This is a genomic window from Maribacter sp. UBA3344 (assembly GCF_002362375.1).
Lineage (GTDB): Bacteria > Bacteroidota > Bacteroidia > Flavobacteriales > Flavobacteriaceae > Maribacter > Maribacter dokdonensis.
In genome coordinates, this window is the sequence record NZ_DERI01000008.1 from 25807 (window position 1) to 41118 (window position 15312).

Sequence of the window (15312 nt, forward strand, 5' to 3'; positions counted from 1 at the left end):
AGCCTAGTCTATTAAGTAATTAATAATTGCCGATTGCAGGTAGTATTGCTGAATAGATGCTATTTGATTCAACTCAAATTTGAGCTGTAGTTCCTGTATGTCCAACACATCATTAAAGTCAATTGTGCCGGTCTCATAATTGGCAATTAGAATTTGCTCGGCATCTTTGGCCTGCGCTACATTTTTACTTTGAATGTTGTAGGCTATCCTAGCTTGGTTACGTTCTGATATCGCTTTTGCAAAAGCAGACTCCAATACATTAAGGCGACTGTTCTTTTGAAATTCTATTTCTTGTTTTCGTAATTCATTTTGCTTGGAAATAGATTTATACCTATGATTAAAAATGGGCACTGAAACTGAAACCATGGGCATTAAAATATCTTTACCATTGTCATCTAAGACCATATCGGTACGTTCGCTAACCGGTAAATAATCTATACCAAACCCAATTGCAGGTGCACTTTCACGCTGGTTAAGCAATTCTGATTTTACAACAGACTCATAAAGTTTATCATATTTTAATAGCTCTGGGTTAAGGGCAAGTTTTTCTGTATCTATACCAAAATCTTCATTGGGAATTTCCAATAAGGCAACTATTTCCACAGCTGAATTTTCTTCTCTATTGCGTAAAATATTGAAGGCTGCCCGTTCAGAAATAAAAGCTTCTTCTAGTATTTCTATTTGCTGCTGTAGCTCATTCTGGCGAATCTGTAATCGTAAAACATCTACCGCAGAAGCCTTTCCAACTTGTACCGAGGTCAATGCCAGGCGCTCATAGGTTTGTAATAGTTGAATATTTTGTTCAAGTATTCCTTGCTTTGAACGTATTAGAAATAACTCATAATATGATCGGGATACCGATAGCGCCAATTTTCTTTTTGCGATAACGATTTCCACATACTCCGAATCTGCCATTGAGGTAGCGTAATTTTCACGGGCGGTAATTGTACCAAACCATGGCAACATTTGTTTTACCCCTATCCTTGCACGTTGTGCTCCAACCCTAGTTTCTGGTTCACTTACAAAATAGCCGGCACTTATTTCCGTATTAGGAATCCAAGCCGCCTCATTTACTTTTTCATCCGCAATTTGATATCTTAATTCCAGAGATTGAATCTCAGGATTATTTTCAACCGCTTCTTCTATATACTTTTGAACATGTTGTGCTTTTACGGAAAGAACAACAAACCAAAAACAGAGATTTAGAATACTATTTTTCATCTGTTTAATTTTTTAAGTTGATATTCTTTTTTCCAGCTAAACAATACCGGAACTAAAAAGTATGAAGTGATATCTATAATCATTCCTCCAAATATTGGAATTGCCATAGGTATCATAATATCACTACCTTTTCCTGTGGATGTCAATACCGGTAGCAATGCCAATATTGTGGTTACGGTAGTCATTAAACAAGGACGAATGCGTTTACCTGCAGCTTCTAAAGTTGCTTTTCTAATTCCAGTCTTATCCGTAGGTTTCTCACTATCAAATGTCTGGGTCAAATAGGTTGCCATGACCACGCCGTCATCTGTAGCAATACCGAACAAGGCAATAAAACCAACCCAAACGGCCACACTTAAGTTAATGGTCTTCATATTAAAAAGTGTGCGCAGGTTTTCACCGAACAAGCTAAAATTAAAAAACCAATCTTGTCCGTAAAGCCAGATCATTACAAACCCGCCGGCAAAAGCAACCGCTATACCCGTAAACACCATTAAGGATGTGGTTACCGACCTGAATTGAAAATATAAGATCAAGAAAATGATCAATAATGCCATGGGCACCACAATAGAAAGGGTTTTCTCTGCTCTTAGTTGGTTTTCGTAAGTTCCCGTAAAGCGATAACTTATACCTTGAGGTACCGTTAAGCTGCCTTCTTCAATTTTCTTATCAATTAAAGCTTGGGCACTCTCAACAACATTTACTTCGGCAAAACCATCTAATTTATCAAACAATACATAGCCTATTAAAAAAGTATCTTCACTTTTAATTACTTGCGGACCCTGTTCATACCTAATAGTAACTAGATCATCCAAGGGTACTTGAGACCCATTTTTTATAGGAACATATATGTTCTTTAAATCATCGGGATTGGACCTTAATTCCCTAGGGTAACGAACCCTTACACCATAACGCTCCCTTCCTTCAACGGTCTGTGTTAATGGCATACCCCCAACGGCAACCTGCAACACCTCTTGCACATCCATAATAGAAAGTCCATAACGCGCTAGCTGATCACGTTTAATATCAATTAGCAGGTATGGTTTACCAACAATACGATCTGCAAATACAGCTTGCTTTTTGACCCCATCTACTTCTTTTAAAATAGATTCCAATTGCAGCCCAAAATTCTCTATGGTTTTAAGATCAGGACCTTTCACCTTAATACCCATTGGAGCACGCATACCGGTCTGTAGCATTACAAGCCTGGTCTCTATAGGTTGTAATTTTGGGGCAGAAGTCACACCTGGAAATTTGGTCACTTTAACGATCTCGTTCCAAATATCATCTGGACTGTTAATTTCGGGGCGCCAATTTCTATAATATAATCCGTCTTCATCCGCTATCAGATCTTTATTTGTAGCAGTTGTCTTAAGCTGTGAAGCTTTGTAACTGGCGTCTTCATTAATCTGGTTATTCGGGTTTATGACAAACTGACCATTTTTGAGAACGAACAAGCCATCATTATTTACTTTGTAACGTTGTCTATCACCATTACTATTCCGCATATATTCAGACTTATACTGAATCATATTTTCATACATGGATAGCGGAGCTGGATCAAGTGCAGACTCCGTTCTACCAGACTTACCTACCACCGTCTCTATCTCAGGAATACCGGCTACGGCCATATCTAACTGCTGCAATACACGCTTATTCTCTTCTACACCGGCATGCGGCAAAGAAGTGGGCATTAAGAGGAAAGAACCTTCATTAAGTGCCGGCATAAATTCCTTACCCGTATTTCTCATGATCAAGAACCCCAATAGCAAAACAGTAGTGGGAATCGTTAAAAAGAGCAAACGATTTTTTAGTGCCCAACGCAGAATTTGATCATAATATCTTCTAAAAACTGCAAAAACCCCCAAAAGACCAAAGCAGATAATGGAGACAAAAATCAAGTTCAAAATAATACTTCGATCAAAACCAAGTGGTCTCCAATACGTTGCCAATAACATTACGATTGCTAAAGTAGAAACACCTATATTGATAAGATTTTCTTGGCTTGTAGAGATAAATGATTTCAACTTTAAAAAAGCAATTATCCCAAAGGCAACTAATAGCAATCCTAACCAAAAACCATATATAACCGCAGTGATACCAAGTAAAACGAAAAGACCGTTTACAACATAGGCCGTACCTGTTTTTATACTTCTTTTTCTGAAAAGAAATGCGGCAATGGGCGGTATTAAGAAAAGTGCAATAACCAGTGATGCCGTTAATGCCATGGTTTTTGTAAATGCCAATGGCCTAAAAAGTTTTCCCTCTGCCCCTATCATGGTAAATACAGGCAAAAAGCTAATGATAGTGGTTAAAACCGCCGTTAGTATGGCTCCAGAAACTTCTGAAGTGGCATTATAAATAATTTCATTGGTAGTGTATTCCTCCCCATTGGCATTAAGGCGTAGTTTATCGTCCTCTTGATGTCTTATCATATTCTCCGCCAGGATTACACCTACATCTACCATGGTACCAATAGCGATAGCTATACCCGATAAGGCCACAATGTTAGCGTCTACATTAAATAGTTTCATTGCTATGAAAACCATTAATACGGCAACGGGCAATAATCCCGATATTAGGATGGATGCACGCAGATTATATACCATTACGATAATTACAAGAATGGTTATAAGAATCTCTAGGGTAAGCGCCTCATCCAAAGTATGCAAGGTTTCTTGAATAAGTTCCGTACGGTCATAAAACGGTACTATGGTCAATTGAGATGTACGACCGTCCTTTAATATTTTTGAAGGCAAACCAGAAGATATCTCTGTAATTTGTTCCTTTACATTGTTTATTACCTCTAACGGATTGGCGCCATACCTAGCCACTACAACCCCACCAACAACTTCTGCACCTTCCTTATCTAAAATACCTCTTCTAGTTTGTGGTCCCAAGTGAACGTTAGCTACATCCTTAACACGTATTGAAACAAAATCCTTTGAGGTAACTACGGCATTCTCTATATCTGCAATTGATTTTACATAGCCTAAACCTCTAACCAGATATTCCGCCTGGTTCATCTCTAAGGTTTGCACTCCAATATCCTGATTGGACTCCTTCACCGCTTTAACTACATCTCCCAATCCAATACCGTACTGCCTCATTTTTTCAGGCTCCACATCAATTTGATATTCCTGTACATACCCACCAATAGATGCTACTTCAGATACTCCGCCAGCCGATGCAAGACCGTACTTTACATAATAATCTTGTATGCTACGTAATTCTTGTAAATCCCATCCACCAGTTACATTGCCATCTTTATCACGCCCTTCTAAAGTGTACCAATAAATTTGTCCTAACCCTGTTGCATCTGGACCTAGAGTGGGGTTTACTCCGTCCGGTAGCAGACCACTAGGTAGTGAATTTAGTTTTTCAAGAATTCTACTCCGGGTCCAGTAAAATTCAACATTTTCCTCAAAAATGATATATATACTGGAAAATCCGAACATAGATGAGCTACGGATAGTCTTAACCCCAGGTATACCCAATAAGGTTGTCGTTAAAGGATAGGTAATTTGGTCCTCAATATCTTGAGGAGATCTACCTTCCCATTTACTGAAAACAATCTGTTGGTTTTCACCAATGTCGGGAATGGCATCTACTGCCACCGGATTAGAAGGTAAAATACCCGTGTTCCAATTAAAAGGAGTGCTTACAATACCCCAACATACAAACAAGACCAGTAACAATACAGCAACCAACTTGTTCTCTATGAGAAATTTAATGCTCTTATTTAGCATATATCATTGATATTAAATAGTTGAATTAAAAGTTTAGATGTTAAAACAATAACAAACAAAACATGCCCAAATCAGGTATCCTGTAGGGCTCAATTTCCGATCAAAAACCGGAACTATTTAATAAATCAAATTAAAAACGTCTGGTGCAGCACTTGCACATTCTGTTTGACAAACGGAGGGGAATAATCTTTATAGGAAAATTTATTAGAATCAATTCCTTGAAAAAGATTGATATAAGAATAAGTAAATGTAGCCACAAAAACCTGTTGATCAAAAGATAATTGATCAAACGATACTTTCATGCTTTCCGCTCCTTCAACATTCAATTGAGCATCTGTACAGCAAGATTTTTCCGTTATAGTGGTGTTCTCACAATCAGTTTTAACTATTTCCATACCGCAAGTTTTCACTTGCTCCATGATAGAAAAATCAACCAACATATCTCCACAATAATGCATATCTACACTAAATGACATTGTAGATAAAAGCACTACAACTGCCATAACAACAGAGATAAATTTGTGAGCTAACATTTTCATTACATGCAAAATTACTAATTATCTTAATACAAAAGGTGCTATTTTGCTAATTCTATTGATTTTATCCATCATAAAACAATCCAAATTAATCATTCACCATCTAAACAAATAGATGAACATCAACATTTTCTTCAGAAACAGTAAAAGTAAAATCACTACGATCTCAAGACTGTTCAACAAGGAAAAAAGAAAAAATTAGGATCAATAAAATAAAAACTTTATTTTAGTACCATAATTTAATAAGCGTGACAACGAAACCAAATTTTGTTCTTCTTTCTGAAAACAACACCTACTACGTAGAATACCTAATTGGGCATCTTGTTTTAGCCAACAGTATTACAGAAGCTGTTATTTTTGAGTCGCAATCCCAAGCACTTAAATTTCAAAAATACTTATATAAGCATTGTAGTGTAAGGTTCTCTGTGAACACCTTTATTGCCTAAAAGTTTAAGTTTATCATTTTTAAAATGGGTTAATTACTTCTTAAGGAGTAAAAGTATAATCAACCTAGAACGTATCTTACCTTAAAAAACATATGAAATATATTACCTGCTTTTTTCTTTTTACCGCATTGGTTTCTTGCAAGTTATCGGATGATACCAATCCTATAGTTGTTGAACCAATTGATTATACTGAAATCAACGAAGAGCAAATTAATACGTATTTAGAAGATAATTTTCTTCAATCTCAAAAAACGGATTCTGGTCTACATTACATTATTGAAAACCAAGGAGAGGGCGCAAAACCTACAGCAACATCGAATGTAACCGTTTCTTACAAAGGATACTTACTTGATGGACGTGTTTTTGACCAAAATACGGATGGACTTACCATAGGATTAGACCAAGTGATTTCCGGGTGGACCGAGGGTATACCCTTATTTAATGAGGGAGGAAATGGAATATTACTAATACCGGCACACCTAGGTTATGGTAGTTTTGATGTCAATGGAATACCAGGCGGTTCAGTATTAATATTTGAAGTTGAATTGATTTCGGTTAATTAAACGATAACGCTTCTACCTGCATTTTTGCGGTTTTAACCTGGGTGACGGCTGCTTCCTGTTCCGTCCAAGCAAAGTACAAGGTCTCTTCCATAATTTCCATTTGAGGAAAACCGGATTTTCTAGAATCTACCATTTCGGTAATTACTTGTTGCTGAGACGTTTTCCCGCTCAAAGTAATTGCCATTGCTTTGAACAAAGCGTTCTTATCATTTGCTTCCATCCAACTCACAACAGCGATTTCCTCATCTGCCCAAAGTACATCTACCCTACCCATTACCTTTCCCTCAACTATGGTAATTGGAGTTGAAAACTGAGCACCACCATCAGCGGAAAATACCAGTTGTACTTTTTGTTTATTGCCAGCACCGGTAAACCAAGCTACGACCAAATTATTACCTAAAACATCAACTTTAGGACCGTTCACGGGGCATCCTTTGATCTGCCAATCATCTTCATGTATTACTTTAGGTGCCGTCCACGCCCCGTTAACCTGACGAACTATACTTATATCACGAACTTCTTTATTTGATCGGTCCCTATAAATTACAATAGGACCGTTATCGGTAATCGCGGAAGTTGTTTGGCAGCAATCGCAAGTCCTGTCATCTAATTCATATTCCTCAATAAGTTTACCCGTTGCAGAAACTACACCACCACGCAGTGTCATTGCCCCGCGCTCCCCTAATTCATTTATTTCGGTATTTCTTCCATCTAGCCAATTCACAAAAAAATTGTTCTGATAAGGAACTATACTTACAAATCCATGTTCAGTAGGCGTGCCATCCGTATGCAAACGCAAATCTGTATTCCAATGTGTTTCTCCTTTTGGTTTCACGTTCATTTTAATATCATAAGAATACGTGCCAAGGCTAGATTTTTTTAAAACGTGAGACCAAAGGCTACCATTATTTTCAGAGATCATAGGATAATCTGCCCAATTCACGAACCAGTTTGTACCACTCAGTATACTTTCTGATTCTTGCCATTCACCATCCACTAATTCTGAATATTTTAAAGTGGTCAAAGTATCATCAACAGTTTCTACCCAAGACATTAAGGCAACATCTTTATTTACCATGATATGAGGTAAAGAGCTAGCCATGGCAGCAGGAGAAGTCATTTTTTGCACCAGTGGCAGCTGCTTATTGGGTTCCGGTTTAGTGGTTGAATTTTTGCACCCAAAACTGATACCTAAAACCAAGAATACAACAGCAGTACATATTAATTTACGCATTATTGAACAGCTCTAAGTTTTTCAATCATTTCTGGACTGTCCCATTTTAAGCCTCCATCAAAACGTAACACCTGTTCACCTAATTCATTAAAGATGAAGGTAGCCGGTAAGGCACTTACCCCTTTGTTTGCATAGACACCATTAAATTTGATAAAATTCAGATTAAAACCTCGTGCCTCTTTAAATTTTTCAATTTTTGCCACGGACTGGTCCGAAGCAAATAAGAATACATAATTTTCATTCTCTAATATAGCCTGCGCCTTTTCCATATCCGGCATTTCCGCAATACATGGCCTACACCACGTAGCCCAATAATTTAAGAGTACCCGTTTGCCTTTATAATCGCTTAAGGAAATTGCGTTGCCCTCCAAATCTTCATAGGTAGCAGTCGATTTCTTTTCAACTACATTATCTTCATTAACCGTTGCCTTCTGAGTGTTGGTGTTAACATCTTTACAACTTGCCATGGCAGTAGCCAAAACTATGATTAACAGTGTTTTTAAATACATACCCAAATATAATATTTCAATGGTTTAAAACATTAGAAATTAAACCAAAAAAAAACCGCCCTATTAGGCGGTTCTTAATTTATTACCGAGTTTATTTATTTGATCTCAACAAGCTCTAGCTCAAAGGTCAAATCTTCACCGGCCAATGGATGATTTGCATCAACCACTATGTCATTTTCATTTACTTCTGCTACGCGCAATTGTCTTTCACTACCATCTGCATTAGTGGCCATTAAAGCCATATTTACTTTTGGCTCAATTTCAGCTGGTAATTCAGATTTTGGTACAGTTTGAAAAAGCTCTTTTTGCTTTTCCCCGTATGCATCTTCCTTAGCTATGACGATAGTCTTTTTCTCGTTAGGTTCCATATCCAACAAACCTTTTTCAAAACCGGGAATCAAACTACCTTGTCCTAATTTTACTTCTAGAGGTTCTCTGTCTACCGAACTATCAAATACTTGACCATCACTTAATTTTCCTGTGTAATGTACACGTACTTGACTATCTGCTTTTACTTTGCTCATACTATTAATTTCTACTATTTCACTTAATTAAGATACAAAGGTATTGTTCTTAATAGGGAATAACGAAGATTATAGAAAAACCTTCCTTTTTTAGCCTCATCTTAACATTATTAGCACGTAAACCTTTAAAAGCCTACCCTTTATGATCGATTACCTTTAATTACGACCAAACTTAATCTATATTTTCAGAATGTAAGGATTCAACATTACCATTATATTGAATAGTATTCCTATTGGTAGTATTCACATTTACCAAACAAGATTTATTTGGAAATATATGCATGGTTATAGTATACCGATCCGTTTTGTTGCTTATTTGAAAGTTGATGATATACTTTTGTTTGTCTTCACTGAAAATTTGTTCATAGTCGCTGGGAACACCATTAAACTCAACCCCATCCGCAATACCGTAAGAACCTCCAAATTGTCTTTCACCGTAGTAAGGCAAATTTGCGGAAACACTATCATTGAATACTTTTAAAAAATATCCGTTACCATTTAAGTCTATTCTAGAAACACTATTTCCAGGTGGTAAAAGTCCGCTGTTGGCAATAGCAGTTAAACTCTGCGTAGCCATGGGACTAGCAGATTTAGCTGAAAACTCAAAATTCTTTGACGAAATTAAGGCATGTATAGGATGCGCATCATCAATTAAGGTTTTAGATGATTTACAACTAAACATGATACAACAGATAAGTACAAATAAAAATGGTGCTTTCATAAGGTTTAACTTTACACACCCTAATCGCTACCAATTTTATGCCAAAGAGTGTAAATTAATCTTCAAATTCTTCTTCCTCGAACTCGGTATTCGCTAAAACCGATTTCTTAAAATTGACACTGTGGGACTCTTTGTACAATGCCTTTATCAATCGTTGACGTTTTCTATCTGAAATATCCAATGTATCAAGTGCCTTTATTTTTTGCTTTAAAGCTGCCCTTTGCAACATAACGGCAGTTTCATAATTAGGCTCAAACTGAAACATTATTGGTCCTTCATCTTCTTCATTAGGTTTTACAGAAGGCGTAGTGTTCTGTTGTGAGTACAACAAACTAGTACAAAAAAATGTGCAGCAAATAGCTAGCCGCATAAATAGTTTCATATCAATTTCATAAGTGTTCTACCTCTAAATTAAGAACAATTATTTTAAAATGTAAAGAAACCCAATAGTTAAAGAAAAATAATATTCAAATTTACCAATCACCTAAGAAATAAGCTTTTAAACGGTTTGTCTTGAATCAATACGCTTTCTAAATTTTAACGTGTACTCCATAAAATCGAATTCAAGTTCAGAAGTTTCCCTGATATGAAAATTGACCATGTTGTATTGATCCGGCAATAGATCATTAGTAGACTTTAAATACTCAAGCAAACTTTTATTAACCTCTGAAAGCTTCTTAATCGTATTTTTCAAATGCACCTTGGTTTCAAACAATGCCATCGTTGTAGGTTCATATAAATAGGAATCTACCCTAATTTTAAAATGTTGGATAGTGTTTTTACAACGTTCCAACTTACCTAAGCACTGAGATTTATCCTGTACATTTTCCATGGCGGTTGATTTAAAAGTAAAAATGTGGGAATTTTACTTCAATTTAAGATAAACACTTCATATTTGTACTATGTTTGTGTAAGTTTAACTTAATTTTAAAATGGAACCGAAACTGCTAACCTTATAAAAACAAAACAGTTAGCAAAACTTAATATTGACCTACCATATTATTAAGATATTTTTAATTGTGAAGCATTACCAAAATGAGTATCTTAAACTAAACTTATAGCCTATGAATATCAATTTTGAATACGACGATGTAAAAGCCAGTAATCGTTTAGAGATTATGGCAGCGCAAAAATTAGAGAAATTATTGGATAAGTATGATTTTATTGTAAGATCCGATGTTTTTTTCAAAAAAGAGAATACCTCTTCCCCCGACACAGGTATGGTTTGCAACATACGCTTAAGTGCACCGGGACCGCGATTATTTGCGCAATCCTCTTCAGCTAGTTTTGAAGCTTCCATAGCTTCTTCGATTGAGGATTTACACCGACAATTAGAAAAAAGAAAAGCAAAAATGCAGTCTCATTAGACTGCATTTTTTTATACCACTTCCTATTCTTCAATCAACGTATATTCCGCGACCGCTTCTTTAATTTTTTCAGAGAAAGGATTTCGCTTTAATTCTAAAAGCAACCGTTTTCTTTTACGATCCGATATTTCAACAGAATCCAAGATTTCCTTTACACGATATTGATATGCGATACGACTTTGTTTCAATGCAATTCGTTCCGAAGCAGTTAAAACGTAATCGGATTCAAATTGATTCAACAAAGGGCGTTTGTTTACTTTTGCACTAACAGTATCTGAATTTTGTGCAACAGCAGTGTTCATCCCCAAAAAAAGGCACATGAAAACACCACCCCAAAGAGCTAGTTTTTTCATTTCATATAGTTGTTCTACCCTTAAAGTAGCAATTTTATTACTACCGGTCAAAAAACTAGCAACTTACTTGCACTTCATCGAAAGTATTGCTCGCTTTAACTGCAAAAGGTAATCTGCCAAGCTTTTTAGATACTTATGGCAAATAGGCTAAAAATATAGTCAAAAGATGTAATGCTTTTTAAACACAAATATCACCTTTGCAAAAACGATAAGGTATTTAAATAAATGATAATCAAGCATTAACGTTTTAAACAAATCACAGTGCTACTTTCCATTTTTTAATACCTTTGCAACTTCAAAAATTTTATATGATAGTCTGGATAGTCTTTATCGCATTTGTACTTGTATTTCTTGCCCTTGACCTAGGGGTATTCCACAAGAACGAACATGTAATCAAATCTAAGGAGGCAGGCATCTGGACCGCTATATGGGTAACGGTTGCCCTAGCATTCAGTGGTGTTATTTATTGGCTCTTCAATGCGGAAATAATTGACAACCCAACTGCACTTACGCCAAATGACGCCGTTTTAAAATATATAACGGGTTATCTCATTGAGCTTTCACTTAGTGTGGACAATGTATTTGTAATCGCCGTTATTTATTCATCCTTTAAAATTCCGCCTTTATACCAACACCGTGTGCTATTTTGGGGAATTCTAGGGGCAATCGTATTTAGAGCATTAATGATTTTATTTGGTGTTGCATTAATAACCAAATTCGAATGGATCATTTACGTTTTTGGAGTATTCTTATTGTATACCGCCTTTAAAATGTTAAAGGGCGATGACGATAATTTTGACCCCAAAAATTCATTTGTGTTTAAACAAATAAAGAAGATTTACCCCGTAACGACGACTATGCATGGTCACGATTTTTTTGTTAAACGAATGGGGCTCAATGCTGCTACACCGCTTTTTGTTGCATTAATAGTGATCGAATTGACAGATATTCTTTTTGCACTTGATAGTATACCTGCCATATTAGCGATAACAGCTGACCCGTTTATTGTATTCAGCTCTAACATACTTGCTATTTTAGGTTTACGATCTATGTATTTTCTAATATCTAGAATGCTAGAAAAATTCAGGTACATCAATTATAGCTTAGTGGTTATTTTAGCTTTCGTAGGTCTAAAAATGCTTTTCTCACATTATGTTCATTTACCTGAATGGGTCTCGCTGACCGTAATTTCGGTAGCACTGATTTCCGGTATTCTTGCATCTACTCTAATTAAGGATAAGAACAAGGAACACGGTACGGAGAGCTAACATTATTTTGTATTTAATTTTGCATCTATAATAGCAACGGCATCATTAACGGTCTGCATTTTTTCCATATCCTCGTTCTCTAACCGAATATCAAAAGCATCCTCCACATCCAACACAATATCTACCAAGTTGGCAGAATTGATATTTAAGTCGTTCATCAGATGGCTATCTTCTGAAATATCAGAAAACGCTACGTCTTCAGGAAGGTAGACTTTTATTATATTTTTTAATTTTTGATACTTTTCTTCTTTTTGCATACTACTATTCAATTTTTAATACTATTCGGTATAAACTTATAGGGTCATTTAGTAAACGCTTTAAAAATTACACAGGCATTGACATCTCCGAATCCAAAACTGGCTTTGGCTATTATACTAGGTGCATATTCTAACGTCTTTCTTGGGATACATGAATCTGCAATCAGTTCAGTTATTTCAGGGTGAACATCTTCACAATTGATATTTTTAAAAACAACTTGTTCTTTAAATTGAAGAATAGCTGCCACACATTCTATACTACCTGCAGCTGCCAAACAATGACCTACTGCACCTTTAAAAGAATTGATTAAAGGAAAATCCGCCCCTTTTCTATTTAAGGCCACGCTCCAATTCTCAATTTCCAAGCCGTCTTTTGAGGTAGCCGTCAAATGTCCGTTAACAACATCTATATCCGATGCTTCTATACCGGCATTGACTACAGCATTCGTAATACAGCGTTGTACCGCCAAGCTGTTGGGAGCTGTCATAGAACCTTCACCTACTTGCCCTCCACTATTGATTTCCCCACCTAAAACTTCGGCGTATATGTGTGCACTACGTTCTTGCGCACTTTCTAAAGATTCTAATACCAAAGCTCCTGCCCCACTACCCGGTATAAATCCGCTTGCAGTTGCACTCATTGGCCGGCTCGCCTTTGCCGGGTCATTATTATATCCCCTAGGCAATATACGCATGGCATCAAAACCTCCCCACACATACGGTCCGCTGTCACTACAACTACCTGTGAGCATAATTTCCGCCTTTCCTTGGCTTATTCTATCATAAGCCATAATTATACCTTCTGTTCCCGTGGTACAAGCTGCAGAATTGGTGGTCACTTGATTTCCACACCCTAACATACCTCCTAAATAAGCACTAATTCCACTTGCCATGGTTTGAATAACCGAAGTACTACCCAATCTTCTCACATTACCATCATCTATTAAATGAATGGCTTCCCTAAATTTATCTACCCCTAGTATACCTGTTCCAAAAACAATTCCACGATCCCAACTAGGCTCATTTGTCGTGTTCTTAACAAGTCCCGCATCATTCCAAGCATCCACACCTGCAATTACACCATACACAATTCCCGAAGCATTTAGCCCCCTTCTTTCTAAGGGAGTAAAATAAGAATTGATCAAATTATCTTTCACCAAGGGCTCTCCCGCTACTTGACAACCAAAGCCAAGTTTCTCTAAATTTGGTTGATGCCTAATGCCACTTTTACCATCCAATAATGCCTGGGTAAAATCAGTAAGACCTACACCATTTGGTGCACAAACTCCTAAACCTGTAATTACAACGCGTCTACCCATTAACTATCTCATCATGCCTGCCAATATACCTTTACAGACCAATTTATCTTGTTCATTATACATTTTTACATGGCACTTTAATTTCTGGAATCTAAAATACTTCAGTTCTGAAATTACTTTTACCCGTTCTCCAGGAAAAACAGGTAATAAAAAATCCATTTCCGAACTGCTCATACTTATACCAACCGTTTTCTCTGCCTCATCTTTCCCCATTAAATATACGCCCAAACACACCAAACCAATTTGGGCACAACACTCCGTCAATATGACCCCAGGCGTTACAGGGTTATTCTTAAAATGACCACTATAAAAATCAGCATCAGCCTTAAACGTATATGAGCCATCAATACCAGTATCATGCGCATTTAAAATTTCATCTACAAATAAAAAAGGATGCGCATAAGGCAATTGGTCCAATATATAAGAATATGATTTTTTCATATGTTTTACATTTACAATAAACTTTCACCACCATCTACCTTGATTACGGTACCCGTTATCCATTTTGCCTCATCAGTGGTAAGTAAATACACTGCATTGGCAATGTCTTCTGGAGTGGTTAAACGATTATTAGGGTTTCTACTCAGGGCATTTTCTTTAATTTGTTCAAAACCGGGAATCATTGATAATGATTTGGTCATTGTAATACCCGCTTGTATACAATTTGCCTTTATACCTACGGAAGCGAACTCCAGTGCAATACTTCTTGTCAATGCCTCTAACGCCACCTTAGCCACTGAAACAGCGCTATAATTAGGTAAGGCCTTGATATTACCTTCACTGGTAAACGATATTACCCTAGTATCATCAGCAAACAACCCTGCTGTTTCCAAGGCTTTTGTCCAATCGAACAAGCTTAATGCCATTGCGTCAAAAGTTATTCTGAAATCTACATCTGTTAAGGTAGGTGCTGTTTTGGAGTACATAGGCTTTAATGTTCCTTTTGCCACGCTATGTACCATTACCTTAATCTTATGCCCTAAAGGCAACTTCTGCCTTATATCATCAATAATTCCTTTTCTTTTCTCAGCATTTAAGGCATCTACATTCATTGCCAGTAATTGATTGCCTAATGCTTCAATTTCCTTGAAATGTTCTTCGATGATATCCATATTTGCTCGTCTATCCCGATGAATTATGATGATGTGGTAGCCATGTGAAGCCAATTTCTTTGCCGTTGCCAACCCTAACCCGCTACTACCGCCTAAAATTAATGCCCAATACCTATTTTCCATACCTAAAATA

The 15312-nt window shown here is 36.7% G+C and carries 17 protein-coding genes; 3 read left to right on the plus strand and 14 right to left on the minus strand.

All coding sequences use genetic code 11. The features are described 5' to 3' along the window. Window positions 1-3: 3 nt before the first annotated feature. The 3 genes from B2Z27_RS03180 to B2Z27_RS03190 form a co-directional block, all read right to left on the minus strand. Window positions 4-1221 (minus strand): TolC family protein, encoded by a 1218-nt coding sequence (locus B2Z27_RS03180; protein WP_286812538.1) that lies wholly within the window; start codon window positions 1219-1221, stop codon window positions 4-6. Beyond that, window positions 1218-4970 carry an efflux RND transporter permease subunit gene (locus B2Z27_RS03185; RefSeq protein ID WP_286812539.1) on the minus strand — a complete coding sequence of 1251 codons (3753 nt, stop codon included), beginning with the start codon at window positions 4968-4970 and terminating at the stop codon, window positions 1218-1220. The genes B2Z27_RS03180 and B2Z27_RS03185 overlap by 4 nt, the downstream gene beginning before the upstream one ends. A 125-nt stretch (window positions 4971-5095) precedes the next feature. Then, window positions 5096-5509 carry an HYC_CC_PP family protein gene (locus B2Z27_RS03190; protein WP_286827729.1) on the minus strand — a complete coding sequence of 138 codons (414 nt, stop codon included), beginning with the start codon at window positions 5507-5509 and terminating at the stop codon, window positions 5096-5098. A 535-nt stretch (window positions 5510-6044) separates the two neighbouring features. Here B2Z27_RS03190 and B2Z27_RS03195 point away from each other — a divergent pair. Beyond that, window positions 6045-6515, plus strand: coding sequence for an FKBP-type peptidyl-prolyl cis-trans isomerase (locus tag B2Z27_RS03195; protein ID WP_286812541.1), 471 nt, complete (start codon window positions 6045-6047; stop codon window positions 6513-6515). Here B2Z27_RS03195 and B2Z27_RS03200 read toward each other — a convergent pair. The 6 genes from B2Z27_RS03200 to B2Z27_RS03225 form a co-directional block, all read right to left on the minus strand. Beyond that, complete coding sequence (locus B2Z27_RS03200; RefSeq protein WP_286812542.1) at window positions 6508-7749, minus strand: hypothetical protein; 1242 nt, start codon at window positions 7747-7749, stop codon at window positions 6508-6510. The genes B2Z27_RS03195 and B2Z27_RS03200 overlap by 8 nt on opposite strands. Then, window positions 7749-8258 carry a TlpA family protein disulfide reductase gene (locus tag B2Z27_RS03205; protein ID WP_286812543.1) on the minus strand — a complete coding sequence of 170 codons (510 nt, stop codon included), beginning with the start codon at window positions 8256-8258 and terminating at the stop codon, window positions 7749-7751. The genes B2Z27_RS03200 and B2Z27_RS03205 overlap by 1 nt, the downstream gene beginning before the upstream one ends. Window positions 8259-8353: 95 nt before the next feature. Then, window positions 8354-8782 carry an FKBP-type peptidyl-prolyl cis-trans isomerase gene (locus B2Z27_RS03210; RefSeq protein ID WP_058102862.1) on the minus strand — a complete coding sequence of 143 codons (429 nt, stop codon included), beginning with the start codon at window positions 8780-8782 and terminating at the stop codon, window positions 8354-8356. A 172-nt stretch (window positions 8783-8954) separates the two neighbouring features. Further along, window positions 8955-9503 carry a DUF4251 domain-containing protein gene (locus B2Z27_RS03215; protein ID WP_286812544.1) on the minus strand — a complete coding sequence of 183 codons (549 nt, stop codon included), beginning with the start codon at window positions 9501-9503 and terminating at the stop codon, window positions 8955-8957. A 55-nt stretch (window positions 9504-9558) separates the two neighbouring features. Further along, complete coding sequence (locus tag B2Z27_RS03220; protein ID WP_139254416.1) at window positions 9559-9885, minus strand: hypothetical protein; 327 nt, start codon at window positions 9883-9885, stop codon at window positions 9559-9561. Between the two features lie 117 nt (window positions 9886-10002). Then, complete coding sequence (locus B2Z27_RS03225; protein WP_286812545.1) at window positions 10003-10335, minus strand: hypothetical protein; 333 nt, start codon at window positions 10333-10335, stop codon at window positions 10003-10005. Window positions 10336-10567: 232 nt separating this feature from the next. Here B2Z27_RS03225 and B2Z27_RS03230 point away from each other — a divergent pair, with 232 nt between their 5' ends. Beyond that, on the plus strand, window positions 10568-10870 hold the full coding sequence (locus B2Z27_RS03230; RefSeq protein WP_058102867.1) for an HPF/RaiA family ribosome-associated protein: 303 nt from the start codon (window positions 10568-10570) through the stop codon (window positions 10868-10870). Window positions 10871-10893: 23 nt separating this feature from the next. Here the strand turns inward: B2Z27_RS03230 and B2Z27_RS03235 are convergent, their stop codons facing one another. Next, a complete protein-coding gene (locus tag B2Z27_RS03235; RefSeq protein WP_143751763.1) occupies window positions 10894-11223 on the minus strand; it encodes a hypothetical protein in 330 nt (109 codons plus the stop codon). Between the two features lie 308 nt (window positions 11224-11531). Here B2Z27_RS03235 and B2Z27_RS03240 point away from each other — a divergent pair, with 308 nt between their 5' ends. Next, entirely contained in the window at window positions 11532-12491 is a 960-nt protein-coding gene (locus tag B2Z27_RS03240) for a TerC family protein (RefSeq protein ID WP_286812546.1), read from the plus strand. A gap of 2 nt (window positions 12492-12493) precedes the next feature. On the opposite strand, the gene B2Z27_RS03245 is transcribed toward B2Z27_RS03240, so the two are convergent. Genes B2Z27_RS03245 through B2Z27_RS03260 form a run of 4 tightly spaced genes read right to left on the minus strand, consistent with a single transcriptional unit; the run spans window position 12494 to window position 15302 of the window. Continuing rightward, window positions 12494-12748, minus strand: coding sequence for an acyl carrier protein (locus B2Z27_RS03245; protein ID WP_286812547.1), 255 nt, complete (start codon window positions 12746-12748; stop codon window positions 12494-12496). A 44-nt stretch (window positions 12749-12792) separates the two neighbouring features. Beyond that, the gene (locus B2Z27_RS03250; protein ID WP_286812548.1) at window positions 12793-14067 is read right to left on the minus strand and encodes a beta-ketoacyl-[acyl-carrier-protein] synthase family protein; all 1275 of its coding nucleotides are present in this window, start codon (window positions 14065-14067) and stop codon (window positions 12793-12795) included. Between the two features lie 3 nt (window positions 14068-14070). Continuing rightward, entirely contained in the window at window positions 14071-14508 is a 438-nt protein-coding gene (locus B2Z27_RS03255; protein ID WP_286812550.1) for a 3-hydroxyacyl-ACP dehydratase FabZ family protein, read from the minus strand. 11 nt (window positions 14509-14519) lie between these two features. Continuing rightward, window positions 14520-15302 carry an SDR family oxidoreductase gene (locus B2Z27_RS03260; RefSeq protein WP_286812551.1) on the minus strand — a complete coding sequence of 261 codons (783 nt, stop codon included), beginning with the start codon at window positions 15300-15302 and terminating at the stop codon, window positions 14520-14522. Window positions 15303-15312 lie beyond the last annotated feature (10 nt).